Annotated in this window: 20 protein-coding genes and 2 pseudogenes; 5 read left to right on the forward strand and 17 right to left on the reverse strand. The window is 70.0% G+C overall.

The window, feature by feature from the left end; all coding sequences use genetic code 11:
- Nucleotides 1-37: 37 nt before the first annotated feature.
- The 7 genes and pseudogenes from ABT057_RS19185 to ABT057_RS19215 form a co-directional block, all read right to left on the reverse strand.
- A pseudogene (locus ABT057_RS19185) lies at nucleotides 38-188 on the reverse strand (IS5/IS1182 family transposase); the annotation flags it as partial.
- A 190-nt stretch (nucleotides 189-378) separates the two neighbouring features.
- Nucleotides 379-2,715: a lantibiotic dehydratase gene (locus ABT057_RS19190; protein ID WP_352344251.1), complete on the reverse strand. Its 2,337-nt coding sequence runs from the start codon at nucleotides 2,713-2,715 to the stop codon at nucleotides 379-381.
- Between the two features lie 100 nt (nucleotides 2,716-2,815).
- Nucleotides 2,816-4,120 (reverse strand): methylaspartate mutase, encoded by a 1,305-nt coding sequence (locus tag ABT057_RS19195; RefSeq protein WP_352344252.1) that lies wholly within the window; start codon nucleotides 4,118-4,120, stop codon nucleotides 2,816-2,818.
- Nucleotides 4,117-4,599, reverse strand: coding sequence for a cobalamin B12-binding domain-containing protein (locus tag ABT057_RS19200; protein WP_352344253.1), 483 nt, complete (start codon nucleotides 4,597-4,599; stop codon nucleotides 4,117-4,119). Before ABT057_RS19200 ends, ABT057_RS19195 begins: the two co-directional genes overlap by 4 nt.
- Nucleotides 4,596-5,384 (reverse strand): ABC transporter permease, encoded by a 789-nt coding sequence (locus ABT057_RS19205; RefSeq protein WP_352344254.1) that lies wholly within the window; start codon nucleotides 5,382-5,384, stop codon nucleotides 4,596-4,598. Before ABT057_RS19205 ends, ABT057_RS19200 begins: the two co-directional genes overlap by 4 nt.
- The gene (locus ABT057_RS19210; protein ID WP_352344255.1) at nucleotides 5,381-6,148 is read right to left on the reverse strand and encodes an ABC transporter permease; all 768 of its coding nucleotides are present in this window, start codon (nucleotides 6,146-6,148) and stop codon (nucleotides 5,381-5,383) included. The genes ABT057_RS19205 and ABT057_RS19210 overlap by 4 nt, the downstream gene beginning before the upstream one ends.
- Before the next feature lie 2 nt (nucleotides 6,149-6,150).
- Nucleotides 6,151-7,032 carry an ABC transporter ATP-binding protein gene (locus ABT057_RS19215; RefSeq protein ID WP_352344256.1) on the reverse strand — a complete coding sequence of 294 codons (882 nt, stop codon included), beginning with the start codon at nucleotides 7,030-7,032 and terminating at the stop codon, nucleotides 6,151-6,153.
- A gap of 445 nt (nucleotides 7,033-7,477) precedes the next feature.
- Between ABT057_RS19215 and ABT057_RS19220 the strand changes: the two genes are divergently transcribed.
- Both ABT057_RS19220 and ABT057_RS19225 read left to right on the forward strand, forming a co-directional pair.
- On the forward strand, nucleotides 7,478-8,764 hold the full coding sequence (locus ABT057_RS19220) for a condensation domain-containing protein (RefSeq protein ID WP_352344257.1): 1,287 nt from the start codon (nucleotides 7,478-7,480) through the stop codon (nucleotides 8,762-8,764).
- Nucleotides 8,765-8,915: 151 nt separating this feature from the next.
- A complete protein-coding gene (locus ABT057_RS19225) occupies nucleotides 8,916-9,251 on the forward strand; it encodes a hypothetical protein (protein ID WP_352344258.1) in 336 nt (111 codons plus the stop codon).
- Nucleotides 9,252-9,441: 190 nt separating this feature from the next.
- On the opposite strand, the gene ABT057_RS19230 is transcribed toward ABT057_RS19225, so the two are convergent.
- The 5 genes from ABT057_RS19230 to ABT057_RS19250 form a co-directional block, all read right to left on the reverse strand.
- A complete protein-coding gene (locus ABT057_RS19230) occupies nucleotides 9,442-10,878 on the reverse strand; it encodes a sensor histidine kinase (RefSeq protein WP_352344259.1) in 1,437 nt (478 codons plus the stop codon).
- Entirely contained in the window at nucleotides 10,875-11,618 is a 744-nt protein-coding gene (locus ABT057_RS19235; protein ID WP_352344260.1) for a response regulator transcription factor, read from the reverse strand. Before ABT057_RS19235 ends, ABT057_RS19230 begins: the two co-directional genes overlap by 4 nt.
- A gap of 187 nt (nucleotides 11,619-11,805) precedes the next feature.
- Nucleotides 11,806-11,955: a hypothetical protein gene (locus ABT057_RS19240; RefSeq protein WP_352344261.1), complete on the reverse strand. Its 150-nt coding sequence runs from the start codon at nucleotides 11,953-11,955 to the stop codon at nucleotides 11,806-11,808.
- 30 nt (nucleotides 11,956-11,985) lie between these two features.
- Nucleotides 11,986-12,390, reverse strand: coding sequence for a PepSY domain-containing protein (locus tag ABT057_RS19245; RefSeq protein ID WP_352344262.1), 405 nt, complete (start codon nucleotides 12,388-12,390; stop codon nucleotides 11,986-11,988).
- Between the two features lie 513 nt (nucleotides 12,391-12,903).
- On the reverse strand, nucleotides 12,904-13,428 hold the full coding sequence (locus ABT057_RS19250) for a hypothetical protein (RefSeq protein WP_352344263.1): 525 nt from the start codon (nucleotides 13,426-13,428) through the stop codon (nucleotides 12,904-12,906).
- 205 nt (nucleotides 13,429-13,633) lie between these two features.
- On the opposite strand from ABT057_RS19250, the pseudogene ABT057_RS19255 reads away from it, so the two are divergent.
- A pseudogene (locus ABT057_RS19255) lies at nucleotides 13,634-13,767 on the forward strand (transcriptional regulator); the annotation flags it as partial.
- On the opposite strand, the gene ABT057_RS19260 reads toward ABT057_RS19255, so the two are convergent.
- From ABT057_RS19260 to ABT057_RS19275, 4 genes are all read right to left on the reverse strand, one after another.
- A complete protein-coding gene (locus ABT057_RS19260) occupies nucleotides 13,767-14,852 on the reverse strand; it encodes a LacI family DNA-binding transcriptional regulator (protein WP_352344264.1) in 1,086 nt (361 codons plus the stop codon). The pseudogene ABT057_RS19255 and the gene ABT057_RS19260 overlap by 1 nt on opposite strands.
- 180 nt (nucleotides 14,853-15,032) lie before the next feature.
- Complete coding sequence (locus tag ABT057_RS19265) at nucleotides 15,033-17,489, reverse strand: beta-galactosidase (protein WP_352344265.1); 2,457 nt, start codon at nucleotides 17,487-17,489, stop codon at nucleotides 15,033-15,035.
- A gap of 123 nt (nucleotides 17,490-17,612) precedes the next feature.
- The gene (locus ABT057_RS19270; RefSeq protein ID WP_352344266.1) at nucleotides 17,613-19,370 is read right to left on the reverse strand and encodes a glycoside hydrolase family 35 protein; all 1,758 of its coding nucleotides are present in this window, start codon (nucleotides 19,368-19,370) and stop codon (nucleotides 17,613-17,615) included.
- Nucleotides 19,371-19,575: 205 nt separating this feature from the next.
- The gene (locus ABT057_RS19275) at nucleotides 19,576-20,751 is read right to left on the reverse strand and encodes an MFS transporter (protein WP_352344333.1); all 1,176 of its coding nucleotides are present in this window, start codon (nucleotides 20,749-20,751) and stop codon (nucleotides 19,576-19,578) included.
- Nucleotides 20,752-21,332: 581 nt separating this feature from the next.
- On the opposite strand from ABT057_RS19275, the gene ABT057_RS19280 reads away from it, so the two are divergent.
- Both ABT057_RS19280 and ABT057_RS19285 read left to right on the forward strand, forming a co-directional pair.
- On the forward strand, nucleotides 21,333-23,291 hold the full coding sequence (locus ABT057_RS19280; RefSeq protein ID WP_352344267.1) for an SMI1/KNR4 family protein: 1,959 nt from the start codon (nucleotides 21,333-21,335) through the stop codon (nucleotides 23,289-23,291).
- A gap of 249 nt (nucleotides 23,292-23,540) precedes the next feature.
- On the forward strand, nucleotides 23,541-24,935 hold the full coding sequence (locus ABT057_RS19285; RefSeq protein WP_352344268.1) for an acyltransferase family protein: 1,395 nt from the start codon (nucleotides 23,541-23,543) through the stop codon (nucleotides 24,933-24,935).
- 137 nt (nucleotides 24,936-25,072) lie between these two features.
- On the opposite strand, the gene ku is transcribed toward ABT057_RS19285, so the two are convergent.
- Entirely contained in the window at nucleotides 25,073-26,185 is a 1,113-nt protein-coding gene (ku, locus tag ABT057_RS19290) for a non-homologous end joining protein Ku (protein WP_502973940.1), read from the reverse strand.
- Between the last annotated feature and the right edge of the window lie 56 nt (nucleotides 26,186-26,241).

A 26,241-nucleotide genomic window follows, 5' to 3' on the forward strand; every position in this document is an offset into this window, starting at 1 on the left:
CCACTGCGGCGACGTGTTGCCGGTCCGCGATGAAGGTGGTCCGGTTGAGGTCTTTGATCCAGATCATCGAGGCTCGCAGGTGGAGGCCGGCGAGGTGGCCGGCCGGGATCTTGTCGTACCGAGTGGCGATGCCCCCGCCAGGACTTGAGCTTGTTGATCAGGCGCTCGACAGCGTTCCTCTCCTTAACGGTCGGCCAGGCACCGAACTCACGAGGCATCTCCCGCCGCTGCCCACCCGTTCGAAACCGCCGGATCACGCCCTTGAACTGCTGCCGCAGCAGCTCGGGGTACGGGCCGCACTGGCGCCGGCATCTGCGTAGTGACAGGCGAACCGGATGTGGCCGGCTTCGATCGCGGTCGGGGCCTGCGCGGAGGGGATCACAGTCCGTCTCCGGTCTGTGTGCGCAGGTCGTGGGCGGCGAACCGGAGTTCGGAGGTGTACCGCCGGCCGTCGAAGCCGGTGAGCCAGAGCTGGTCGGGGCCCGGTGCCATCTCTACGAAGGCGAGCGTGGCCGTCTCGCCGTCCTTGGCGGTACGGCGTACGCAGGCGGCGAGGATGTCGATGAAGACGGGCGCAGCGAAGTCGACGTAAAACGGTTTGGTCTCCGCGGGGGATTTGACGAAAACGTAGCGGGGCAGGCCGAGCTCTGCGGCCCATCGGCGGGCTGCGATGAACCGTTGCGGCCCGTCCGCCAGCAGAGCGAAGTCCAGGGCGCTCACCGGGACACGCCAGCCCTCGCGGGCGAGGACGACGTCGTCCACTACCGTCCGAGGACGGTGGCTCTTGATGGGGAAGAGGCTGAAGTGCCTCAGCATCAGGGATTTCAGGGCCTCACCGAACAAGTCAAAGGCGTCGAATTCCGCCGCGCTACCCGGAGCCGAAACGACAAGCCGGCCGTCGCGGTCGTGCACGATCGCGTCTGCGGCCAGGACCGTGGTTCCCACTCGAGGCAGCGGTGTCTGCGGCATCACGGCGAGTTGGTGGTCGTCGGAGCGGAAGAGAGCTGGGTGGGACCGCGCGGTGAAGGGCGGACGGCTCTCGGTCGGCAGCACCGGCATGAGCCGCGGCCCGGGGAAGCTGGCGTCGAGGCCGGCGTGCAGCAGACCGGGTTCGGGATGGGTGGGGACCAAGGAGATGTAGTCGAGCGAGTTCATCGCGGGATGAACTTCGCCGAGCACGAGGGTGTACCGCCCCTGGCGGACATCCTCCTCGTTTGCCGCGGCCACCATCACGTCGGGACAGGAGAGCCGGGCCTGGCTCCACCCGGGTTCGGGGGCGTCGAACAGTTCCTTGAGCGCCGGTTCCAAGTCCGCCATGGTGTACGCGGCCTGGGATACGGCAGGGTCGTGGTCGAGAACGGTGTGCCAGCGCTGGTGGAACTCGGCGACCGTTTCGCGGACCACGGTCTCCATGCGGGTGCCCAGCAGCGGCATGCATGAGACCCAGAGAGCGGCCACGTTGACGCCATCTCCCCCGGACTGGCGCCCCCGGGCCGACCGGTACGCCGCACGCAGATCTGGTTCGAGCTGCTCGCGAATCCGCCATGTCAGCCAGCGGATGCTGTCCAGCACACTGGTGATCGGACGCATCGCGTCGGTGAACCTGGCCCCGACGCGCATGGTCACGTCACGGCGGCACTCCAGGTAGGCGAGCGTCCGGCCACCGTATGCCTGGCCCGCGTGCCGGGTTCCGGTGGCTCCGGTGAGATCCTGGAACGTGCGTTCCAGTCGGTCATACTCGCGCCGCATTTCAGCGGGCTTGTTCCAGACCGCCTGCAGCCGCCGACGGCCGTCGATCAGCTCGGTGACCTGGCCGACTGCCTCCGTTCGAACGTCTTTGTCGTCGATTCCGTCGAGCAGGACGAGCAGGTCCTCCTCCGGGGCCAGCGACGTCGGGAGTTCGAGCCGCCAGATCAGCCACCGCCTACGCTGGAGCCGGTCGAGTATCGCGAATACCTCTGCCTCGCTGGTTACCGGAAACTCCGCCTGCGCGACTACGTCCTGGGCGATCTGGCGGGCGGTCATCTTGCCGTTCGCCAGAGACAGCACCACTGCGGAGCATGCGTCCAACGATTCGCCGCCGCCGTCGGGCAGGCCGACTCGGTCGCCGTCGAGCCGAACCATAGGGCTGCGCCGCGGGCGCAGCCAGGGCCGCAGGTCAAACTTCTCCGTCAGGCTGCGGGCGAGTGCGTCGACCGCCCACCGCTCAAGGTAGACGGCGGCCTCGGCCACAAGGTCATGGCCTGGATCGGCGTGAAGGACCTCGTCGCCGCCGCCGACCGTGGCCCAGGCCGTCGGCCCGAAGAACCCGATGGACTCGTTCTTGAGGCAGTACCGCTGCCAATACGTCGCAATGGCCCGTTCCCGTGCGCGGCGCTTGTGGTTGGCAGGGCCTCCCTCGGCATGCTGGCGCAGGAACGGATCCACTGCGGTGCGGAGGAAATGCGCATTCTGCCAGCCCACGGCCGACCGGAAATTCTCGGATCCGGCTACCTCGGCGAGTTCGCGGCTGGTCTGTTCAGCGGCTTCGTCCCATGCCCGCAGGAAGACGGCGTCGGTGGAGTCGGACTCGCGAGTGGCGTCAGCGAGGGCCGCGAGCCGTTCGCCGGCCAGGCTCTGGAGGGCACCGGCGGGGAACCCTGCCCCACGGACCATGGCCGAGGGCCACAGGGCCCACTCACTGTCGCCGATGCGGGCCGTCCGGGCCACGGTCATCGTTCGGCTCCCATGACGGCGCGCGCGTGTGCGGCACGGTGGTCGTCTGGCCCGCCGTCAAGATCGCCGGGGCGCGGCCTGCGGATCGGGGTGCTGAGGGTCATCGGATTCCTTCGGTGTCGAGGAGCGGCCGGCGTCGAAGTCCGGAGCGGGGTTCGAGTCCGTCGAAGTGGTTGGCGACAAAGGCCAGATCGGCCAGCAACTCCCCGGAGGTCAGAGGCTGCGCTCCGGGGCCGGGACGCAGCGGCATGGAGCCGACGGAGAGCCAGGTCAGCCGTCCGGTCTGGTCGATGCACGAGGCGGCACGGCCCGTATTGTCCGGGTGCAGGCAGAACGGCACATCGAGGTAGCCGCGGCGCAGTGCGCCGGTCAGGGCGGCGCCCACGTCTGGGGACAGCTCGAGGGTCGCCTCGATCAAATTCCTTGCATCGTGCAGGACCGTGGCGGCGCAGTCGTCGGTGCCGGGTACGGGGAGGACGGCAGCGGCTGTGAGATCGCCTGCGGCGTCGAGCAATGCCGTGGTGTTCTCGGGCACTGTCGGAATGCGGTGTGCCTCGGCCCCGGTCTTGACGATCAGCCGGTCGGCCTGCCCTTCGACGGCCAGCCGGGCAGCCTGTCGCCTGAGCCGTCGTGCGCCGCCCGCAGTCGAGGGGAACACTCCCATGTACGTGTAGAGCACGATATGCCAGTCGATGTCAGTGAGGTATTCGCCGGCCAATGTTCGCAGTGCCGTGAGCGCTTCGCGGTCCTGCGCGTGGTTGGTCTGCTGGGTGTAGCTCAAAGAGACACTGCGCAGGCCGTGTTGCCGGAAGAAGAGGCCTTCCAGGATGCTGACGGCGATGAGGAGTTCCGGCGGGCACAACTGGCCCATGAGGCAGCCGCCGAAGGTCTCCAGGTGCGGAACTGTGTCCGGTCCGTGCAGGGTCGCGAGCAGATCGCATGTCCGCCGCCAGTTCTCCACGGACTCGGCCACGGGGAGTCTGCTGTAGGGCAGGCAGTACGACAGCGGGCCGCCTTCGGTCGCGAAGAGCCCGGCGTCCGTCATCGCCTGGACGATGTCGAGCGGCGCGGGGCAGCCGTGTCGCACCTGGATCTGGAAGTTGTCGTGGGCGAGGCCCTGCGTGACCTTTCTGGTGGCCCGGTCGCCAGCCGTGACGAGGGGATAGCCGTTGAGGTTCTCCCCGGCGGCGAGGGCCGCACGCAGGGCGGCGTAGTCCCCCAGCCGGGTGTAGCTGTCGACTGTGATCGTCCCGGCGGTGGCCACTGGCAGCGCCGCCACGGCTGCCAGCCCCGAGCGCATCAGGGCCGGGTCGCTGAACCCCATCCGGGGTTGCACCACAATCGTGTCGCGGGCCCGCGCCCGGCGTACGAAGCCTCCGAAGTCCTGCTCGGTGCCGGTTGTCATGGCCGGCCTCCTCGTGCGGAGTCACGCACGTCGCGTGCGAAGGTCTGGAAGCGTGCGACGGCTGCTGAACCCTCGAACACCGCGTCGAAGCCGGCGCGGGTCAGCCGCAGTCGGCGCGCGGGTAGGCCACGGTCTCCGTCAGTGCCCAGCTTGCCGCCGACCGCGGCTGGCAGCGAGGCCAGGTCCGATACGGCACGCAGGCGTCTGATCAAGCGCTCCGCGTCGATCGCGCCGTGTCCGTTGACGGAGCTGAGCACCAGCAGATCCGGTCTCTGGGCGCGGCAGGTCTCGATCAGGAGCTCGTCGGGGACACAGGCACCGATGTTGTGGACCCGGTAGCCAGTCTCAGTGAGCAGCAGTTCGAGGAAGATCAGGTTCCAGGTGTGCGCGTCGGAGGAGACCGCACTCACGACGGCGGTGGGGGATGTTGCGTGTGGGATCGTGCGCTCCATTGGAATGAGGTAGGCGTTGCCGGTCACGACGCGTAGTCGAGGGTTCCGTGCAGTCGGCCGCGCCTGAAGAGTCCGGTGACCAGCAGCACGCAGAGGGTCAGCCACCCGATGCCGACCAGTGCTTCCTGCAGTGCCGGGAACAGCGCAGCCTGCCATTGGCCGGTCACGGCGAGCCGAACCGCCACCAGCCCGTGGGTCAGCGGGAGCACGGACGAGACCCAACGCACCGGTTCTGGGTAGTAGTCCAGCGGGACGTTCACCCCGCACAAGGTCATCAGGGTGACCAGACAGACATTGGTGACGATCGTCTGGACCGAGCGGAAGCCCAGGAGCAGGCTGCCGGCCAGGATGCCGAAGCAGTACGCGGAGGCAGCGACCACAGCGATCAGAGCAACCACCACGACTGCTCGCGGCCACGGCAGCGGCATGCCGAACAGGTGGGCAGTCACCAGCAGAGCGCCGGAGGCCGACAGGGTGCCGTCAAGGATCAGATAGGAGCCGCGGGCGGTAAGCACCACTGCGGGATGGGTGGGGCTGGCGGCCAGCAGCGGAAGGGTGCCGGCGCTGCGCTCCCAACTCACCATGTTGACGGCATACATCCCCACCATCGCGGCCAGCGTCACGGCATTGCCGACCAGCAGGAACTGCGTCTGGCCGGGATTGCCGAGCATGCGCCCGACCAGGGCGAAGAAGCTGACCTGGGCGATCACCCGGACGAACCAGTTGGTCAGCCAGGTCTTCCAGGTGAAGATCGCGGTGTAGTCGCGGGCGCCGAGCCAGAAAGCGCGGCGGATGACGAGCAGCAGATTCATCGCAGCCCCAGCTCTCCAGTGTGGCGGACCTGCTGGAGGATGCGCCGCAGGACGGTGTAGCCGGCGACCAACGTGAACGTCCCGAGCAGGGCGATCATGACCATGCCCCGTACCGGGTGAGGCACCGGCCCGGGCACGATGCTCGCCCGCAGCAGGTCGGCGGACCACGACAGGAAGACGGCCTTGGACAGCGGCTGAAGCCAGCCGGGCAGAAGCGCGACGGGCACCAGAATCCCGCCCAGCACGTAGAACGGGAAGCTGGCCGAGTTCGAGAACGTGACTGCGCTGCGGGCCAGAACGAAGGCGCCGGCCATCAGCAGCGCCGTCGCTGCCATCGCGAACAGCGTGAGAGTGAAAGAGCCGATGAAGACGCCCCAGTGGCGTACCGCGACGTCGCCGCGCAGCACGTAACGGGCGAGCAACCAGGTCTCCCCGAACGCGGCGACCCCGGGTAACACGGTCGCGCCGACCCGGCCGAATACCACCGCCGCGAAATCAGCCGGTGCAGACACGAGGTACTCAAGCGTGCCCTCCCAGCGATCGGTCTGGATGATCCATCCGCCACTGAACAGCGCGAACCACCACAAAGACATGTAGAAGGGAGTGAGCGACACGGAGCCGACCAGATCGCTCCGCCCGCTGTACCGCATGATCATTGCGAAAATCCCGCCGTAGAGCGGGCTGGTGAGCAGCGGAGCCAGCAGGTCGGGACGGTATCGGTAGAAGCGCATCTGGAGAACGAACCCTGCACGGACGGTGTCCATGGTCAGACCTCTAGCCCTCGGTCGCCGATGAGCCGCACATAGACGTCCTCAAGGGAGGGCCGAAGTGTGCGCAGCGACGTAACACCGTGGTCGGCCAGCAGGCGCAGCAGCCGCGGGAAGTCATCCTGGGAGCGGACAAGAACCCGGGTGGTCGCGCCGTCGGCGATGATCGAGGTGACACCGGGGACCTTGGCCAAGGCGAGGGCCAGGGCGGGTTTCACGTCGTCCAGTTCGAGACCTTGTGCCGCCGATACCAATCCGGCCACCGCGTCCGGCGAGCGGGTGGCGACGACCGCGCCGTCACGCACGAAACTCACCCTGTCGCAAAGGCTTTCGGCCTCGGCCATGTCGTGGGTTGCCAGCAGGATCGTGCGCTGCTCGCTGCGCAACTCGCCAATCAGCTTGCGGAACTCGAGGGCGGCGACCGGATCCATTCCCAGCGTCGGCTCGTCCAGGAACAGCACCCGGGCGTCCCCTATCAGCCCCCGCGCCAGGTGCAGCCGCTGCTTCATGCCACGCGAGTACGTCTCGACCCGCGTGTCAGCCTTTGCCCCGAGGCCGAGCCGCTCCAACAAGGCCTCGGTGCGCGAGTGCAGCACCCTGCGGGGGACCTTTTGCAGGGCCCCCCAGAACTCGAGGTTCTGGCGGCCGGTCAATCGGGTGTACAGGCCGCGGTCGCCGCCCATCACGACACCGATCAGCCGGCGCACGTCACGGCCGTGGCGTACGACGTCATGGCCGCAGACCATGGCCTGACCGGTGGTCGGCAGGAGAATGGTGCTCAGAATCTTGACAAAGGTGGTCTTTCCTGCCCCGTTCGGACCGAGGAGGCCGTGCACCTCCCCCTGGGCCACGGTCAAGGAGAGGCCCTGGAGCGCACGCACCGGGTCCTTCCTCTTCCGTGGGAACTCCCTGACAAGGTCTACCGCATCTATCGCGGGGGTCTTTGTGTTGCCCTGTGTTTCGGGTTTCGGGACGCCTAACGGGGCGTGCGTCACCGCATCCCGGGGCAGTACGGTCATCGGATTACTCCCTGAGGGCCATCCCCTGAAGGGGCGCCGAGGTCGGCAGAACCCAATCTCCGGTGTCGCCCTATCGGACCGGCATCCTGGCACATCCACGGCGGGACAGGGCCGGGATAAGGCGGCGATAGCGCGGGCATGCGGCCGCGATGGATACGTGACCCACGCTCGTTGCAGCAACGCCTGCCGGGATGCGAAGCGGGTTGCGAGACGGACGCCACATCAAAGGGGAACGAGATGGCTGTCAAGACTCGAACATGCCCGGAAAACGCGTAGCCACCCGGCCGCACAGACCGAAACGAGGATCATGACAGGCATCGCCCTCAGCCGCGCACCTCTTTCTTGGCAGCAGGAAAGCCTGCTGAAACGGAAACTGGGGTCGTACCGTCGTCCGGTCGAAACGCATTTCACCATTCCTGATGCCTTGACCGACGACGAACTGTTGTACCGGGTTCGACGGCTCATGCAACGAGAGACGGGACTCCGCGTCGTCGACTTCGACCTGGAGGGTGTTTCCGTCGCGGACCGCGTCGTGCCAGTGGTCCGGCGCACTCAGTGTGACGGACCACAGAGCCTCTGGGAATTCATCACCCAGTCTCGGAGTCAGAAATTCGTGTGGGACACAGGTCGCCCGCTGTGGAATTTGACGATCGTCAACCATCAAGACGAGAACGGCCGGCCATCCCGCACCGCTCAACTGTTGTTCGACCACCTCATTGCCGACCGCGCCGCCGCCGCTCTGGCGCGACACGAGTTGGAGACCGGCGTCGAGGGTAACCCGGGCAAGGGCGCAGGAGGCTATCTCGACTGGGTCCGCCGACAGCACGTCGAGTTCAGCCGCGAGCAGCCGCGTCTCGGCGAGGCCTCCGAATTCTGGAACCGTTACCTCGACGGAGTGTCGCCAGACTGCGCTGCACCACTTCGGGTCTTCAACTCTCCGATTGCCCAGCCGAAGGGATCGGAAGCCATCCTGCTCAGCGTGCGGGTGCCGGTGACCACTGATCGACTGCGGGCGGCATGCCGTGCCAGTCGGACCACACCTGCGGTGTTCCTCCTGGCAACCGTGGCCGCCCTGGTGGCCGATACCTCGCACATCGACGACCTCATTGTGCACATGTACACCAGCGGCCGTACCCCGACGTCGTCGGACGTGCTGGGATGGCTCTCCACATTGATCCCGATTCGACTCCATCACCCAGGTCTGGCAGATTTCCACACCGCGGTTGCGACAGCGCGAACCGCGTGGCTGAAGGCCCTTCCGTTTCAACACACACCTAAGCCGTACTTCAAGGCGTTGTTTCCTGACGCCGGCTCCGCCGAGGGTAGCGTCGTGAGCGGCCCACGCCATCTACGTGTCAACCTCTTCCGTGATGCGTCTGACAATGTCTCTGACGCAGACTTCGCCGATAAACGCGAACCCGTTCCCACTGACACCATTGGGCTCTGGGTCGCCCCGTTGGCTACCGGCGGCTTCATGTTTCGGATGAGCGGCAACACGAGCGACGTGGACATCGAACTCCTCCGGAGTTTCCTCGAACAGCTCCGGGATCGGTTCGTCGGCTATATCGACGATGCTGCAAGCGGCCGCTGGTAACCCGAACAGGGACAGACCGGAGGACGATCCGCAAGACCTCAGATCCCGAGGACCTCGCAGCGCTGCGCGGCGAGCGCGCCACCGTCATCAAGATCTGATAGTTCAGGGAGGAGGTTCGAGGCTTGCTCCGGCGAGTCAAAGACTGAGCGCTGTGGGTGTGGACGCCGAGTTCTCGGAAGCTTTTGAGCAGGCCAGCGCTGAGGTGGAAGAGGTCGTGATACAGGCCGAGCCGCAAGCCGGCGAACCGCCGCTGCCGTCGACCGCGACAGTTGCCGAGCGACGTGAACGTGATGCGCGGCCGACAGCTCCCTTCCTCGACCCGGCCAACGCGATGCTCGAAGCGTGGAGTCAAGTTCGCTCGACCATCAGCCGCATGGTGTTGGAGCACACGACCTACGGCAGGATCGGCGAGACAGAAGGCGTCTCCCGACCGCTGGTGCAGCCCAGGACTACATCGCGAGCTGTGAAGCGATGGTCGATTGGCTGAAGAAGTATGCCGAGAGCCCGGCCTGGGCGGACGCAGTGGGGAAGCTGGAGACCCTCTGACCTGAACCGATGGCAGCGGGCTGCACACTCTGTCAGGAGAGATGCGCCAACGATCACACCAGGCGCCTTCCAAGCGCTTTGCCCGCACTCTTCAGGCTGCAATCACTGGAGACGGACGTGCCAGATGTTGATCATCGTGTCGTGGCTGCCGCTCGTGCTGGCCGAGATGATCCGTTTGCGGTGCGCCGTCGCCCGCTGGACCCGCTTGCCGGTGGCACGGGTTTGAGGCGGACGCAGGCCTCCAGGCCGCCGCCGACGGCGGCGTTCAGGGTGATCTCGCCACCGGAGGCGTGGACCAGGTGGCGGACGATGGGCAGGCCGAGGCCGGTGCCGTCGTGGTGGGAGTCCGAGGCGCGCCAGAACCGGTCGAAGGCGCGTTCCCGCTCGGCCTCGGACATGCCGGGGCCCTGGTCGATGACGTGGAGCTCGACGCCGGGGGCTCGGGTGAGGGTGAGGGTGGTTCCAGGCGGAGAGACGCGCAGCGCGTTGGCGACCAGGTTGTCGATGATCTGCTCCAGCGCCCCCGGGATCGCCCAGACCCTGCCCGCGGTCGTACCAGTCACGGCGACGGTGACGTACTGTTCGGCGGCCAGCGACTCCCACATCGCGGCACGCTCGGCCAGCACGGCGTCCAGATCGGTCGGCTCGGGTGTGGTGGCGGAGTTCTCCAAGCGGGCGAGGGCGAGCAGCCCGTGCACCATGCGGCCCAGTCGCTCCACTTCCCCGATGGTTTCGTCCAGGCTGGCATGGGCGCGTGGGTCGAGGTAGGGCTCGAAGTTCTCCAGCCGCAGCCGCAGCGCGGTCAGCGGCGTCTTGAGCTGGTGGGAGGCTTCCCCGGCGAACGCCTGCTGGGCATCGAGCAACTGCTGCAGGCGGGCGGCGGTGTGCGTGAACGAGGCGGCCAGCTCACGCAGTTCGGGCGGGCCCGTGGTGGCGTCGGGCGGGTTGGTCATGCGGCCGTCGGCGAGCTGGGTGGTGGCGCGCTGCAAGGTGCGCAGGGGGCGGGTGATCCAGCGGGCGAGAGTGAAGGCGACCAGCGCGATCGCGGCCAGGATGCAGGCCGCGGCGAGCGCGAGGGCGAGCCAGAGCCGGTGCACCCGGTCGGTGACCATCGTCGTCGGATACGTCAGCCGCAGGGCGCCGCGGATCGTGGTGCCCGACGAGCCTGGCTGGGTGGAGTAAAGGACCTCATCCCCGCCGGTGTCCGTGCGGGTGCCGGTGGTGGGCTGGTTGCGCAAGGCGGCGGCGATGTCCGCCTCGGCGGACAGGTCCGTGCCGGTGCGCACGGTGGATCCGGAGGCGGCCAGGACAATCCCGTTGCGATCGACCACGATGGCCTGGCCGCCATTGCGGGCGGTGTAGTCGCCGATCGCCGTGGGCAGTTCGGCAATCTTGCCCTCCTCGATGTCCTCTTCCGTGACTTCGGCGAGCATGGTGGCGTCGCGCTCGACAGTCCGGGAGAAGCGGGAGGTCTCGCCGCGGGCATAGAGGTAGCCGAGCGGGATCTCCAGGCTGGCCAGGACCAGCAGGGCCAGGCCGAGATAGCTGACCAGCAGGCGTCGGGTCATCGGGTGTCCTCGGGCGATGGGTCCCCCGGCACGGTCAGGCGGAAGCCGACGCCACGCGCGGTCGTGATCCAAGCGGCATCGCCGAGCTTGCGGCGCAGGGCGGCGACGTGGGCGTCGAGGGTCTTGGTGGGGCCGAAGAAGTGCGGGTCCCACACCGTGTCCATGATCTGCTGGCGGGCGTGCACCGCGCCGGGATCCTCAGCGAGGTAGGCGAGCAGGTCGAACTCCCTCGGAGACAGGGCTATGTCGCGGCCGTCGAGACGGACCTCACGGGTGCGACGGTCGATGTGCAGCGGGCCGAGCTGCTGCGGCGCGGATGTCGTCTGCGCCGCGGGAGCCGTCGCGGGCACGGGGGGTGTCGCTTCAGGTCCCGGCGGCACGGCCGGCAGCGCGCCGGTGCGGCGGGTCACCGCGCGGATGCGGGCCACCAACTCCCGTACACCGAACGGCTTGGCCATGTAGTCGTCCGCGCCGAGCTCCAGGCCCACCACCCGGTCGGCCTCCTCACCCCGGGCCGTGATCATGATGATGGGGACCGGAGAGGTCGCCCGCAGGCTCCGGCACACGTCCAGGCCGTCCATGTCCGGCAGCCCGAGGTCGAGCAGGACCAGATCAGCAGAAGAGGCGGCCAGTCCGTCGGCGCCGGTGCGCACCCGGTCCACGGTGAAGCCGTAGCGGCCCAGCCCTTCGATGAGCGGTCCGGCGATCCGGTCGTCGTCTTCGATCAACAGCAGCCGCATGGCGACAGGCTCGCACAGCCGTGCCAGGGGAGTTGGGGTGTCCACGAGAACCCGCCTGAGACCTGGGGGAACGGGATTGGTGCGGCCGCCGCGGGGCGGAGGCCGTGAGCCGCCCGGCTGGTCAACGGGGGAGTCGACAACCAGCCGGGCGGCGGCAGGGCTGCGGGATCGCCGGACGCGGGGGAGGTCAGCCGTCGTCGGCGCAGCCGAAGGCATCTTCCGCGTAGCGGTCTCCGTAACCGCCCGGAGCCGAACCGAGAGAATCGGAGTCGGACACCGCCGTCGCGTCGGTCTCCGGCTCACCGGACGATGCGCGGCGTCCAGGGTCGGGAGGCATGGCGTTCCTCCCTTACGGCCGGTCCGGGGATCAGCCCTCGTTCTCCCCTTCCTCGGTGCCCTCCTCCTTGGTGTCAGTGACCGTGTACGACTTGTCGAGGTAGACCTCGACCGTCGTACCGTCCTGCTTCTTGATCTCCACCGCGTACATGCCGGGCTTCTCCGTGTCCTCCTCGGACTTCACAACCGTGCCCGGGTACTTGGCCAGCGCCGCCGTCTCGGCCTTCTGCTTGACCTCACCGGTCAGCGGCGGCTCCTTCTTCTCGTCGGCTTCATCCTCGGCCTGCGCGCCACCCGCGCTCTGTGCCGACTGCTGGGTGTCGGCGGCATTCGAGCTGCCGGAGTCGGAGTCGGAACCGCCACCGCAAGCCACGAGAGCGAACATCAGCACGGCGGCGGGAGCGGCGACCACGGCACGACGGGGCATTGCACGCATCAGGTGTCTCCAGAACAGTGGGGTACGGGGTCCGGACCGGACCTCCGGGGGACGTCAACGACCCTAGGAACCCGCCTTCCAGAGCAAGGCCAGAGAACTGACAGCAACAGACCAGCAAACGACCAATCTTTTGCCGCCGCCGCTGTACTCGGGCCCCCTGGCTCTGCCCACCGGAAGGGGCAGCACTTCGACACCAGGCCGGGAGGTGCCAGGCCGGTGAGTGGTTCCGGAATGCTCACGAGTGTCGACAGCGGCCCGAGCGTTGGGCCCTGAGCCACACGCCGTCAGTACAGGCCGGAGCGGTGGGTGCGATGGTGGCGATCGGTGCTCCGCGGCCGACGAGGATCGGGCCGAGCAGGGAGCCGCCTCCGATCCCGTCGATACCCCCGGCCATGCCCGACGACCAGGACAAGCGCCCTCTGTGGATCTTTCGCTTCCGGGCGGAGATACGGAGCGGCGGTCCGCCTGCCGACGACGGCAGGCAGACCGCCGGGTGGTGCGGTCCGAGGGGGGTCAGCCGAGGCCGAGGTCGGACAGCGCGGTGGTCCAGTCGGTGGCGATGGCGCTGCGCGCGTCGTCGAGGGTCACCGTGCCGTTGCAGACCGCCTTTTTGAGCTTGTTCTCCACGGAGTCCTTGCTGTAGGCGGTCTCGTCGCCGTACCTCGGTTCCGGCCAGAGGTTCTCCGGGTCCTTGGGAGCGCCGCCGAGTTCGAGTGGGACCAGGTGGTCCTCCTCGTAGTCGGAGGTGCTGGTGTCCTCGTAGCCGTACTCGGCTATCTGCTGGACCTTGAGCTTGTTGGTGTAGGAGGTGGAGGGCCGAACAGTGGCCGTCCAGCCCGAGACGCATATCGTCGAGTCGATCGTGTCCTGCGTGACGTCCGGGTTGTAGGCGCCGGGCTGGCAGGTCGGGTCCGGAAGCGGCAGGTATTCCTGGGAGCAGCTTGCGGCGTGGGCGGCCGAGCCGGTGGTGAGGATGAGGCCGGCGACGGCGAGGGTGAGGGACGTGGTGGTGGCGGTGAGGCGGTGCGTGGCACGCATGGGGATCTCCCGCGGTCGACCCGGGGAATCCGGGCAGGCGTGTGCATGACAGCACCACCGGGGTCTATGCGGGTAGATGCGTTGGGCGAAGAATCAGTGAACTCGCCGAAGCCTTACCGGCCCATGACGGCTGGTTGTCCAACCCCTGGTCTCGCTTTGATAGTTGGGTAACCCTGCCGAAACAGATCACCGGAGCGCACATGCGATCAGGTGCCGGATTCGCTCACGCATCGAAAGCCGCCGCGAGCGGCTCCGGCCGGGGACGTCGGCCTCCCCTCAGGACCGCGACGCCGGACACCGGGTCTGCGCCGTGAGGAGGCCGCGGTCCGCGCGCACATCTACCGCGGACGGCGATCCGTCCAGGGTGCAGTGCTGGCGCGGAGGCAGAGTTCCACCGGCACGAGGGTGAGGGGGGCCACGGCCGTCCCCGGGGACGGCGGGGCGTCGATGCGGTCCAGGAGGATGCGCAGGGACGTGGTGCCGACGTCCGTGAAGTCGGTGCGGACCGTGGTGAGCGGGGGAAGGAAGTGGGCGGCCTCGGGGATGTCGTCGTAGCCGACCACACTGACGTCCTCCGGTACCCGGCGGCCCGCCTCGTGGAGGGCGCGCAGGACGCCCAGGGCCATCTGGTCGTTGGAGACGAAGATCGCGGTGACGGCCGGGTCGGCGGCCAGTCGGCGGCCGGCGTCGTAGCCGGAGTCGGCGCTCCAGTCGCCGATGAGCGGCGGGTGGATCTCGGCACCGGCCGCCTTCAGGGTGTCCCGCCAGCTCTCCGCGCGGCGGTCCGCGGAGGTCCAGCCGGTCGGGCCCGCCACATGCCGCACCGTGGGGTGGCCGAGGGAGAGCAGGTGCTCGGTGGCCTTGCGGGCGCCGGTGCGGGCGTCCGAGGTGACCATGGGGGTGCCGTCGCCGAGCTCGTTGTCCATGACCACCAGGGGCATGTCCAGATGGGCCTCCCCCAGGGCCCGCGCCACCCACAGCTGGGGGGCGATCGCGATGACGCCGTCCGCGCCCTCCGCCGAGAGACGGTCCGCGGCCTGGACCACCGTGTCCTTGTCGGCCGTGTCCAGGGCGATCGAGCTCAGCAGGTAACCGGCCTCCTGCGCCGCCGTGTTGATCGCGGTCAGGGTGGCGGCCGGACCGTAGCGGGAGGCATCGAAGGAGATCACCCCCAGCATGCGGGTGCGGCCGCTGGCCAGCGAGCGGGCGCTGCGGCTGGGGCGGTAGCCGAGGGTGCGCATCGCCGCCTGGACCGCCTCACGGGTCTCGGCGCGCACGGCCGGGTTGTCGTTGAGCACCCGCGACACCGTCTGTTTGGAGACACCGGCCAGCTTCGCCACGTCGTCCATCACGGGGCGCGCGCCGGCGAAGTTGCGTCGGCTGCGGCCCTTGGCCGCCGCGCCGTCGGCGGCGCTTGGGGTCATGGTGGCTGCTCGCTCTTCTTCCTTCGGCCCGGGATCCGCGGGCGCCGGTGGGGACGGCCGCGGCCGTTCCGCGGGGCAGGGTGAGCCCGGCGGAACGGAACCACAGGATAGGCCGAGGGAAGCGAGAGGGGTGGGCGGGAAGGGGGTGGGGTGCCCGGCGGGCGGCGGCGGGGAGCCCGGTCATCCGCGCCCCAGTGTCCAGGTCTCGCCTCCGATCCACTCCACCCGCAGTACGTCCGCCGGGCGGGGAGTCGCGCCGGGAGTCGCGTCCTCCCCCGGTACGTGCACCTTCGCCTCCGCAGCCCGCGGCAGCACCTTCAGGATCAGGGGCTCCCCCGGCGGCAGTCGGTGCGGCGCGATGTCCCACGGGCGGGCCGTGAAGAACTGGTCGGCGACCAGTCGGTCCCCCGCGTACGCGCGGGCCACGTCACCCGTCCAGTGGACGCGCAGGAGGGCTCCCCGGGGCGCGGGTGCGGGGATGTCCACGCGGTACACCGCCGCCACGGCGTCGTAGTGCTCGTCGGCGGGGGCGCTCGCGCGGTCCAGGGGGCCGGTCCGGGGCGTCGGGGGCGGGCCCGCCGGGCGGAGGCGGGTGAGGGCGGGTTCGGGGTGGCGGAGGTCCGGGCTCGTGTCCGGGAGGAGGGTGTAGCGGGTCAGGGGGCCGTCCTGGCTCTCCTTCAGCGTGGCGCCGGGTGTCCTCGGGGGGTGGTGGGGGGCGGGGAGGACGGAGAGGGAGACCGGCTCGTCGGGCGTGGCGGGGGTGCGGCGGGTGTGGCGGGTGTGGCGGGTGTGGATGCGTACCTCGTCCCGCTGCGCGTCGAAGACCACGCCGTCCGGGCACAGGATCAGGCGTCGTGCGCCCCATGCCGTGCCGCGGTAGGCCGTGCGGGCCGTTCTCGCGTCCAGGATCAGGAGGGACACCCGGGTGCCGTCGGTCGTCTCCGTCTCCACCAATGCTTCGGTGCCGGGGCGCAGGCCGGTGACGAGGATCCGGTCGTTCACCGTTCGGGTGACGGCCTCGTCCGGGACCCTGGAGGGTCGTCCGGTGCGTACGGTCCTTGCGTCCAGGGCCAGTTCCACGGGTACGCCCTCGGTCGCCGCCAGGACCAGGACCGTGCCGCCGTCGGTGCCGGTGACCGTGCACACGGGCTGGGCCGTGGCCCAGTCGAGGCGGAGGCCGGCCACCTTCAGGCGCAGGGGCCAGCAGAAAAAGGCGCCGGACGGGACCGTGACGGGGGTGGCGGGCAGGGTCAGGGGCTCGCCGTCCGGGAACTCCACCGTGAAGCTCGTCGCCGGGTGGTCGGGCAGCGGTTCGTGCGGCTGGTGGTTGTTCACGAAGAGGAAGCCGGAGGCGCGGCCGTCGGTGCGGACCGCCCAGCGCAGGGTGTCGCGGTCGTGCTGGTCGCGTGGGCCGGGCCGAGGGAGGGCCGACTCCATGGGGGCGATCGTGTCGCCGAAGTCGGCCAACAGGAGATGCTGGAGCCGGAGTTCGTCGTAGGAAGGACGGTACTGGCCGTACTCGCCCAGCGGGGCCTGGAAGTCGTATGTCAGGGCCGGGAGGTCGTTGGGGTAGGCGGTGGCGTGGGACTCCTGAAGGGTGGTGAGTTCGCCGGGCGGGTTCGTGCCGCCGTGGAACATGTAGTAGCCCTGCCAGACCGAACCGCAGCCGATCTTGGTGAGGGCGAGGGCGGCGATGTCGCCCGCTTCCACGTGCGGGCGGCGATGGTAGGCGACCGCCATGCCGCCGCCCAACTCGCAGGTGGCCCAGGGAAATCGGGCCACGTGCGCGGCATGAACCGCTGGGTCGATGCCGCGCACGGCGGTGGGGCGCAGGTCGGCGCCGATGCCCTCGTCGTCGCGCTGGTGGGTGAAGAAGAAGTGTTTGCGGCAGGTGTCGGGCCAGCCGCCGTCGGCGTCCGTCCAGAAGGCCTCGGGGTAGCCGCCGTAGAGCGGGAGCAGTTCGTCGCCCGGGAGTTGGACTCCGCCCCAGGCCGTCGAGGTCCACAACGGCGCGCTGAGGCCCGCCTGTCGGGCCATGCGCTTGAGTGTCAGGAGGTGGCCGGGCTGGTCGTACAGCTCGTTCTCGATCTGGATCGCGATGATCGGACCGCCGGATGCGCGGTCCAGGCCCTTGAGTTGGGTGGCGATCGCCTCCAACCACGGCCGGACGGCGTCCAGATACGCGGGGTCGTCCGTGCGGGGCGCTGCGGTGCGGGCAAGTACCCAGTCGGGGAGGCCGCCGCCTCGGACCTCCGCGTGGGACCACGGGCCGATACGGGGGATGAAGTCGAGGCCGTGCAGGGCGCAGAGGCGCGCGAACCGGCGCAGGTCCCGGTCGCCGTCGAACCGTAGGTGGTTCTCCTGCTCCTGGTGGTGGATCCAGATGATGTACGAGGACACGGCCGTGATGCCGGCCGCCTTCATCTTGAGGAGCTCCTCCTCCCACTCCCCTGCGGGGTAGCGGGAGTAGTGGAACTCGCCGGAGACCGGGAACCAGGGGCGGCCGTCGCGGGTGAGGTAGCGGCTGGTCACCTCGATGGGAGCGCCGGTGCCGGGGGCGTCGGCGAAGGGGAGGTGGCCGCGCAGCGCCGGTGGGGAGGGGGTGGGGACGCTGACGCGGTGGGGTGGTGGCGGCAAGGGATCTCCCGGACGAGGGTGGGGGTGGGGGGCGGCTTGGGGTGGGGGTGGGGGCTTGGGGTGGAGGTGAGGGAGGCGGGGGACGTGGAGGGGGAGGTGGGGGGCTGGGGCGTGTGGGGGATGTCAGGGTGTTGCCGGGCCCAGGTCGGGCTTGTCGGTGAGGTGGGCCCGGGGTGTGGTGGTGCCGTGGAGTTCGAGGAGGATCAGGTCGTTGGTGCCGGGGCGCAGCACCGGGGCCGGGACGTAGAGCGTGCGCTGGGGGCCGCGGTTCCAGTAGCGGCCCAGGTGGAAGCCGTTGATCCAGGCCTGGCCCTTGGTCCAGCCGGGGAGGGAGAGAAAGGTGTCGGCCGGGGTCGTCACCTCGAACGTGCCGTGATGGAAGGCCGGTTCGGCGGACGCGGGGGTTTCGGCCGGGGTGAAGTCGGTCGGGTCCGGGAGCTCGGTCAGGGGCAGGGCGTGGCAGTCCCAGTGCTCCACGGGCTCGCCGTTGAGGGTGACCCGGCCCAACAGGCCTTTGGGGACACCGATGCGGGGGCCGTAGTTGACCCGCCCCATGTTCTCCACCAGGACGTCCAGGACCGCGCCGGGGCGGGGCACCTGGACGGGCAGGGTCTCGTCATAGCGCTCGCGTTCGAGTACGCCGGCTGGGGCGCCGTCCAGGAAGACCTGAGCTCGGTCGCCCACACCGCCCTCGAAGTGCAGTAGGCCGGATTGCGAGTCGGCGGTGACGGTCGTGCGGTACAGGGTGTAGCCGGCCCGCTGCCCCAGCTCGTCGGCAGTGGTGGGGTCGGTGGACCGCACCGGGGTGGGCAGATGCGCGAGCAGGGGGCTGCGGTAAGTCAACTCCAGTGTCGTGGACTGGAGTTTGGGGGACGGCGGGGGCACCGGGTGGGCAGGAGTGTCTGTGTGACGGGCTATCACCTCGCGGAACGCGTGGTACTTCGGGCCCGGGTCGCCGCATTCCGTGAGCGGGGCGTCGTAGTCGTAGGAGGTGATGGTGGGGACGTAGGCGTGGTGGTGGTTCGCGCCGTTGGTGAAGCCGAAGTTGGTGCCGCCGTGGAACATGTAGATGTTGACGGAGGCGCCGGCGGCGAGGAGGCGGTCCAGGTCGGCGGCCGCGTCCGCGGCGTCCCGGCCGTGGTGCGGGCCGCCCCAGTGGTCGAACCAGCCGATCCAGAACTCCGAGCACATCAACGGGCCTTCGGGCTGGGCCTCACGCAGGCGGGCCAGGGAGCGGTCGACCCGGCTGCCGAAGGTGCCGGTGGCGAGTACGCCGGGCAGGGTGCCGTTCTCGAGGTGGTCGCCGTCGGTCTGGTCGCAGGTGAAGAGGAGTTCCTCGATGCCGCGGGAGCGCAGCGCGGACTCGACGTGCTTGAGGTAGGTGGTGTCGTCGCCGTACGCGCCGTACTCGTTCTCCACCTGTACCGCGATGACCGGGCCGCCCGCCGCCGCCATGTACGGCAGGAGCGGGGGAAGGAGGAGGTCCAGGTAGCTGTCGACGGCCTCGGTGAAGCGGGGGTCGCTGGTGCGGAGGCGGATCGTCGGATCGGCGGTCAGCCAGAAGGGCAGGCCGCCGCCGTCCCACTCCGCGCAGATGAACGGGCCGGGGCGGAGGAGGACGTGAAGCCCCTCGGCGGCGGCCAGCCGCAGGAAGCGGGGGAGGTCGAGGAGGCCGTCCAGGTCGAGGGTGCCGGGTTGTGGCTCGTGGAGGTTCCAGGGGATGTAGGTCTCGACCGTGTTCAGACCCATCAGACGGGCCTTGCGGAGGCGGTCGGTCCATTGGTCGGGGTGGACTCGGAAGTAGTGCAGAGCGCCGGAGAGGATGCGGAAGGGGGCGTTGTGGAGGAGGAAGCCGTCGGGAGTGGTGGTCAGGGCGGGCATGCGGGTTCCTTCGGTGGAGAGGCGGGTGGAGAGGCTGGTGGGGAGACGGGTGGGGTGGGACGGGATGGGATGGGTGGCGGGGTGACTCGCGGTGAGGTGGCGGCTTGCGGTGCACAGGGCGCTGCGCCGCAAGCCGCCACGACCCGCTCCCGCCGTGTCGCGGCTGCGGGCGCGTCGGGGCCTTGGGCCCGTAGGCCCTTAGGCCCTAAGGGCCGGCCGTCGTGCGCGTCGCGCGGGTGAGCCACCCCGTCGCAGCCAGGCAGGCGGCCGAGGTGACGGCAAGCAGGAGGGGCACGGCGCCGACGTCCGACCACTCGATGACCTTGCCGAGGGTCGGGCCCGCCGCCACTCCGCCCACCATGGAGGCGGAGATGACCAGCGCACCGGCGCGGCGGGCCGTGGGAGCGGCCCGGTGCAGCCAGGGGAGGCCGGTCGGGAAGACGGGGGCGATGAAGAGGCCTACGGCGGCGTAGGCGTACGGCGCCAGGTCGGGTACGGCGGCCAGGAGCAGGGAGGCCGTCATTCCGGCGCAGGAGACGGTGATGATGGTCTGGGCCGAGTGGCGCAGGGCCAGGGGGGCGACCAGGAAGCGGCCCACGGTCATCATCAGCCAGTAGACGGACGTGGCCGTGGCGGCCGTGCCTGCGCTGAAGCCCACGGTCTCCAGGTGCGTCGGTTCCCAGCCGCCCACACCGGCCTCGATGCCGACATGAAGGACGTAGAGGGCCACGAACACGGCCAGTACGGTGCGCAGGGCGCGGTTGGCCGGTGCCGGGCCGTTGTCGCCGGTGGGCCGGGGGGTGTGGTCCCGCACGCCCCTCAGACAGAGCAGCACGGGCAGGTTGGCCAGGGCGAACGCCAGGAAGACGAGTGGATAGTGGCCGGCGCCGAACACGCCGATCAGAGCCGGCCCGAGGATCGCGCCGATACCGAAGTGGGCGTTGAGGATGTTGAGCATCGCCGTGGAGCGGCGGCCGAAGCCCGTGGAGAAGAGCTGGTTCAGACCGTAGTCGATGCCGCCGAAGCCGAGTCCGGCGAGGAGGGAGGCGGTGAGGGCGAGCGGCCAGTTCGGGGCCAGGGCGAAGCCCGCGGCTCCGGCGGCCATCAGGAGGTAGGAGGTGCCGAGGATGCGGCGGTTGCCGATACGGCCGTACAGCCGGTCGAAGAGGAGGACCCCGGCCACTCCCCCGACGAAGTGGGCGCTCAGGGCGAGGCCGGCGGTGGAGGGTGCGAGGCCGAACTCCTTGCGCAGGGCCGGGATCGCGGGGCCGTAGAAAGCCTGGAGCGCGCCAATCAGGACGAAGCCGACGCAGGAGGCGGCCACGGCGGAAGGGCTGAAGGCGGGGGTGTCGGCGGTACCGGTGACGGCATCGGCGGCGATGTGGGCGGTGATGTCCGGCGCGCCGGGGATCGGTGGGGTGCGCTGTTGCTGCGTGAGGCGGTCGGCCACGCGGGCTCCAGGGGCGGACGGCCCACGGTGGCGGCCCACGGCGGTGGGCGGGTGTGGGCGACGGGTGATGCTCCGACGCTGCTCGATGTTACCGGTAACATTCACGGCGTCAAGATGGTACGCGGGAGTGGGAATGGAGGTGACACTGGGACTGGGACTGGGACTGGGACTGAGACTGAGACTGGGACTGAGACGGGGAGTGGACCAGGAGACGCAGTCCCAGCCCCAGTCGGAGTCGGAGTCGGAGTCGGAGCGGGATCCGCGGGGTGGGGGCGGAGGGCGTCGCCGGGACAGGGCGTTGTCAGTGGTGGGTGTCAGCATGGGGGCAGGGTTCGAAACGGGCGGGAATCGGAGCGGAAGGGCGGGGGCCGGTGAGCGAGCGGGGCGCGGGCGGGAGCGGGTCTGGTGGGAGCGGGGCGGGCGGGGGCGGCCAGGGTGCGGTGGGCCTGGATCAGGTGGGGTGGCGGGAATTTCTGGTGCGGTGGAGCGGGGAGTGGGCGGATGCGTGCGCGATGGAGTCCGGGGAGACCGTCAGGGAACGGGACCAGCAGGCGGTCCGGGAGCGGTGGTTGGGGTTCGGCGGGGCGGACGAGTCGCGGATAGCGGCTGCCGAGGAGCGGCTCGGATGCCGGCTGCCGCCTTCGTACCGGACGTTTCTGGAGGTGAGTGACGGGTGGCGGCATGCGGGCGGGTTCGTCTGGGTGCTGGCGGGGAGTGAACAGTTGACGTGGCATCAGGACGCCGCGGGGCTAAGCGAGTACTTCCCGGGCGAGCTGGACGAGGACTCGACTCCGGCGGACGTGCTGCTCGCGGGGATGTGGGGGCGGTCGCTGGAGCTGAGCGTCGAGGCGGACGCGATGTACGTGCTGATGGATCCGGGGGATGTGGACGACTCGGGCGAGTGGGCCGTGTACGTCTGGGCTTCCTGGCACGCGGCTCCACCCACCCGGTACGGCTCCTTCGAGGAGTACATGCGAGCCATGCACCGGCAGTTCCACCATCTGACGGTGGGCCGGCTGGGGGCGGCCTTCGTCAACGACACCACTCGGGCGCTGGACGCCGCGGTGGAGCAGGCCCGGCTGGACGCACTGCGCGGGCGGTACGAGCAGGCCGAGACGGCGCTCGCCGAGGCGAAGGAGTACGGCAGGCCACGGGCGAAGGGGCTGTACGACCAGATACGGCGGCTGTCCGGACACAGTTACATGGTCGATTTCCAGCCGCTGGCCACGGATCCCGTCCATGCGCCCGAACTGCTGCCCGTGCTCGCGGCCGACCATGCCCGCGACAGCTGGAAGGACGACCGGGTCTGGGCAATGAAACTGCAGACCGCGGACAGCGCCGTGCGGGAGCTGGGTGACGCGGTGCTGGGACAGGTGCGGGACCGTTCGTACCGGTACGCGCCCGACGGGCCCTTCGGGCAGGCGGTGGAGGAGGCTCGGGAGCAGGCCCGTTGGGGGCGGACCGACGAGGCGTGGCACATACTTCGGGCCGCGCTGCCGCAGTGGCGGCCCCTGGGACCGGAACTGCTGGCGCCGGTCGGCCTGCTGGCCGACCCCTTCCTCGGTCCGGTGTGCGGTGTCCGGGAGCGCGGGCTGGAGTTGCTGGCGACACCGCGGGCCGGGGAGACCGGGGACGCTCCCGTGCCCGCGGCCGATATCGATCCGCCCGGGCTGGGGTGGCTGGCCGAGCCCGGCGGTGAGATGGCGGCGGGGTATCGGTTCGTGCTCGTCGAGGGTGTTCGGCCCGACGAACTGCCCGGGTTGATAGGAGCCGAGCAGGGAGGCGGAGGCGCCGGAGACGGCCGGGGGGATGACGGAGACGGAAGTGGAGGTGGCGGCCGCGGTGAGAGTGGGCGTGGCGGCGGCCTTCGGGGGCCCGAGAGTCGGTTCGAGGCGCGCTTCGGGCCGCGGCGGGGCGAGGGGGCGGAGGCCGCCGACTGGGAGGATCGGGCGACCGCCGCGGTCGGGTTGGCCGCACCCGGGTGGAGCTTCGCGTTCGAGGGGCGGCCGCAGGTGTTCAACCCGCAAAGGTTCGTGTCGCCGGCCGTCGCCGCCTCCAGGGGCGGCGCCGAGGCGGGCCGGGCCGTGGTGGTGTGGAGCGCCGATGCGTCGCGTCCCGGACCGTGGGGCGTCTTCCACCTCTCCGTCGCGCAGGACGGTGAGGAGCGGTACGCGTTCACCGCGCGATGGAAGTCGGGGGACGGAGCGGGCGAGGGGGGCCGGGAGGAGTTGACCATCGACCGGCGGGGGGACATACCCGGTTCCCTCGACCCCGAGCGCTTCTTCGGGAGTGACGGGACTGGCGAGGCGGGGGTCCTGGACGCCGTAGCGGCCGAGTTCGGGGTGGGGCTACCGCGGTTCGCCCTCACCGAGGGACGGGCGCACACCCTCATCACCCGGTCCTGGACGCGGCCGCCCCAGCCCGGCGAAACGTATGCCGTCCTCCGCTTCGTGCGGCACCGGGACAACTAGCCGGTCGTCATGGCCCGTTGCCCCATGCTCCTTTACTGCATGCTCCGTGCCCCATGCCCATTGCCCCTTGGCCCCTGCCCATTGGCCTCGGCCCTTGGCCGTTGAGCGATCAAGTGACCAGGTGATTGAGCGGTTCGGTTGGGCCCAGGGGGTGGATGCCCTCGCCTCAGGGTGTCGTGTCGAGCACGGGTTGGTTGCGAGAAGGGCTATGTGGCGCAGGGAAGTTGGGGGGAAGGCACCATGCGGAACATGGGCAGTCGGGATCGGTACGTCGATTTTCTGCGGGCCTGGGCCATTGCGCTCGTCGTGCTGGGCCATTGGCTGATCACCGGGTTGATACGGCATCCGGACGGGCGGATCACCGCGCCGGAGCTGTTGGCGACCCTTCCCTGGACGCAGTGGCTGACGCTGGGTTTCCAGATCATGCCGCTGTTCTTCCTCGCCGGCGGGCATGCGGCAAGCGGGTCCTGGGCGCGGTCACGGGCCGGCGGTGCGACGGCCGCGGGGTGGGTGGGGCAGCGGGCGGTGCGGTTGCTCGTGCCGGTGGCCGCGTACAGCTGCCTCGTGCTGCTCGCGGTCGGGGTCTCCTCGGCGGCCGGCGTGGATCCGGGCCTGCTCGCGTTGGTGGGGTGGGCGATGGGGATGCAGTTCTGGTTTCTTCCGGTGTATCTGCTGCTCAGCGGCCTGACTCCGGCGATGCATGCCCTGCATCGACGGTGGGGGATGTGGGTTCCTTCGGGGATGGGGGTGGTCGGTCTCGGGGTGGGCGCGTTGCAGGTCGTGGGTGGTGAAGGTGGAAGCGGAGGTGGAGGGGGCTGGTTCGGGCAGGCCGTCGACGTCTTGGGGGCGCTCAACTATCTGCTCGTGTGGGGTGTCGTCTACCAGCTCGGTTTCTGCTGGCGGGACGGGCTGTTGGGCAGGAGACGGGGGGTGCCTGTTGCCATGGCTGCCGGGGGTGGGCTCGGCTTCGCCCTGCTCGTCGGCCTCGGGCCCTTCCCGGTGAGCCTGATCCTGGTGACCGGGCAGGACCCCGGCAACACCAACCCGCCGTCGCCGGCCATGCTGGCCTGGGCGGTGGCGCAGGTCGGGGTGTGTCTGCTGATCGCGCCGGGGGTGCGGCGGGTGTTGGAGCGGGCGGCGGTGTGGCGGGCGGTGCGGGGGCTGGGGGGTGCCAGCATGACGCTGTACCTGTGGCACATGGTGCCGGTGCTGGTGGCGGCCGCGGCCTTCTATCTGACCGGCCTCGCGCCCGAGCCCGACTACGGCTCGGCGGCCTGGTGGGGGTTGCGGGTGCCGTGGCTGCTGGTGCTCGGGGTCGTACTGGCCGGTGTGGTGGCAGCGCTGCGGCCGCTGGAGCGGGGGCTCGGGGCGCTGGGCGGACGGGTGCGGCCGGGCGCCGGGCTCCGAGGGGCTGCGGCGTGGCGGCTGTGGGCCGGGCTCGGGGTGAGCGCTGGGGCTTTGGCCTACTTCGCCGGGCACGGCTTCGCGTACGACGGCCGGTTCCCCGTCACGGCCGCGGTGGGGCTGGCGGTGGGGACGGGACTGGTTCTGTTTCCGGGGCGGGCCGTGGCGGGCGGCCGGTCGGTCGTGGCCGCGGAAGAGGGAGGAGGAGCGGGAGGAGGGGACTTGGGGGAGGCTGCGTGAGGGTGGGGGCGACGGGGAGTGCGGGCGGTGGGGGACAGTGACGTAGGGAGCGCGCGAACCGCCGGGCACGGGTGACGGAGCAGGGCGTGCCGTGGGACGGGCGTGTCGCGGGGGCGCCTCGGCGCGGAGGCCTGGGGTCAGGCCGTGCGTTTGCGGGGTGTCGCTTTCTTCGCCGTGGTCTTCTTCGCCGCCGTCTTCTTCGCCGTCCTGCCCGTACCAGCGGTCGTGCTCTTCGATGCCGTCGTCTTCTTCGCTCCGCGAGTGCCCTGCGCCGACTTCGCCGTTCCGGTGGACTTGGACGTCTTCGACGTCTTCGCCGTGGACTTTCGTGCGGAGCCGGTCGCGGTCGCCGTCTTCCTCCCCGTGGATGTCGTCTTCTTGCCGCCTGTCTCCTTGGGTGACGTACGGGCAGACTTGCGTTCCGGGAGGGATCTGACGTCGGCCTCCTCGGAGGCCTCCGCCGAGGCCTCCTCGCCCCGAGACTTCTGCGCCGCCCGCACGCTGCTCTCCAGGGCGGCCATCAGGTCCAGGACCTTGCCGCCGGAGGGTGCGGACGGAGCCTCGGGTGGCTTCTCGCCGGCCGCCTTCGCGGCCACGACCTCCTCCACGGCATCGCGGTACTCGTCGTGCAGGTCCTCCAGGTCGACTTCGCCGAGCGTGTCCATCAGGGCGTCCGCGAGGTCGAGTTCCTGGTCACGGACGGTGACGGAGGTGTCCGGGGCGACGCCCTCGGGGGCCCGTACCTCGTCCGGCCAGAGCAGGCCGTGCATGGCGATCGCGTCGCCGACCACCCTGAGCATGCCCAGGCGCTCACGCCCGCGGAGCGCGTACTTGGCGATCGCCACCTTGTTGCTGCGCTTGAGGGCCTCGCGCAGGAGCGTGTACGGCTTCGCGGCGGGGGCGCCGCCCGCCTGGAGGTAGTACGCGGCGTCCATCTGGAGAGGGTCGATCCGGTCGGCCGGTACGAAGGCCACGATCTCGATCGTCTTCGCGGTGGGAATGGGGAGGTGGGCCAGGTCGTCTTCGGTGATCGGGACGATCGCGCCGTCCGCGTCCTCGTAGCCCTTGCCGATCTCCGCCGAGCTCACCTCTCGGTCCTCCAGCTCGCAGACCTTGCGGTAGCGGATGCGGCCGCCGTCCTCGATGTGGATCTGGCGGAAGGAGATCGAGTGGCTCTCGGTGGCGTTCACCAGCTTGATCGGGATGCTGACCAGGCCGAAGGAAATCGCGCCGTTCCATATGGATCGCACGTGCAGCACCCTCCTGGGAGACGTAGGAATCTCTACGAGATGAGCGCTATGGGAGC

The organism is Streptomyces sp. NPDC002588 (assembly GCF_040295925.1).
Classification (GTDB): Bacteria; Actinomycetota; Actinomycetes; order Streptomycetales; family Streptomycetaceae; genus Streptomyces.

Bases quoted from the DNA above. Each gene is read 5' to 3' on its own strand.
- ABT057_RS19230 (WP_352344259.1), bottom strand. From the start codon at position 10,878: ATGACCCGACGCCTGCTGGTCAGCTATCTCGGCCTGGCCCTGCTGGTC.
- ABT057_RS19280 (WP_352344267.1), top strand. From the start codon at position 21,333: ATGGAGTCCGGGGAGACCGTCAGGGAACGGGACCAGCAGGCGGTCCGG.
- ABT057_RS19240 (WP_352344261.1), bottom strand. From the start codon at position 11,955: ATGCCTCCCGACCCTGGACGCCGCGCATCGTCCGGTGAGCCGGAGACC.
- ABT057_RS19195 (WP_352344252.1), bottom strand. From the start codon at position 4,120: ATGACAACCGGCACCGAGCAGGACTTCGGAGGCTTCGTACGCCGGGCG.
- ABT057_RS19220 (WP_352344257.1), top strand. From the start codon at position 7,478: ATGACAGGCATCGCCCTCAGCCGCGCACCTCTTTCTTGGCAGCAGGAA.
- ABT057_RS19245 (WP_352344262.1), bottom strand. From the start codon at position 12,390: ATGCGTGCAATGCCCCGTCGTGCCGTGGTCGCCGCTCCCGCCGCCGTG.
- ABT057_RS19285 (WP_352344268.1), top strand. From the start codon at position 23,541: ATGGGCAGTCGGGATCGGTACGTCGATTTTCTGCGGGCCTGGGCCATT.
- ABT057_RS19235 (WP_352344260.1), bottom strand. From the start codon at position 11,618: ATGCGGCTGCTGTTGATCGAAGACGACGACCGGATCGCCGGACCGCTC.
- ABT057_RS19205 (WP_352344254.1), bottom strand. From the start codon at position 5,384: ATGAATCTGCTGCTCGTCATCCGCCGCGCTTTCTGGCTCGGCGCCCGC.
- ABT057_RS19270 (WP_352344266.1), bottom strand. From the start codon at position 19,370: ATGCCCGCCCTGACCACCACTCCCGACGGCTTCCTCCTCCACAACGCC.
- ABT057_RS19190 (WP_352344251.1), bottom strand. From the start codon at position 2,715: ATGACCGTGGCCCGGACGGCCCGCATCGGCGACAGTGAGTGGGCCCTG.
- ABT057_RS19250 (WP_352344263.1), bottom strand. From the start codon at position 13,428: ATGCGTGCCACGCACCGCCTCACCGCCACCACCACGTCCCTCACCCTC.
- ABT057_RS19260 (WP_352344264.1), bottom strand. From the start codon at position 14,852: ATGACCCCAAGCGCCGCCGACGGCGCGGCGGCCAAGGGCCGCAGCCGA.
- ABT057_RS19210 (WP_352344255.1), bottom strand. From the start codon at position 6,148: ATGGACACCGTCCGTGCAGGGTTCGTTCTCCAGATGCGCTTCTACCGA.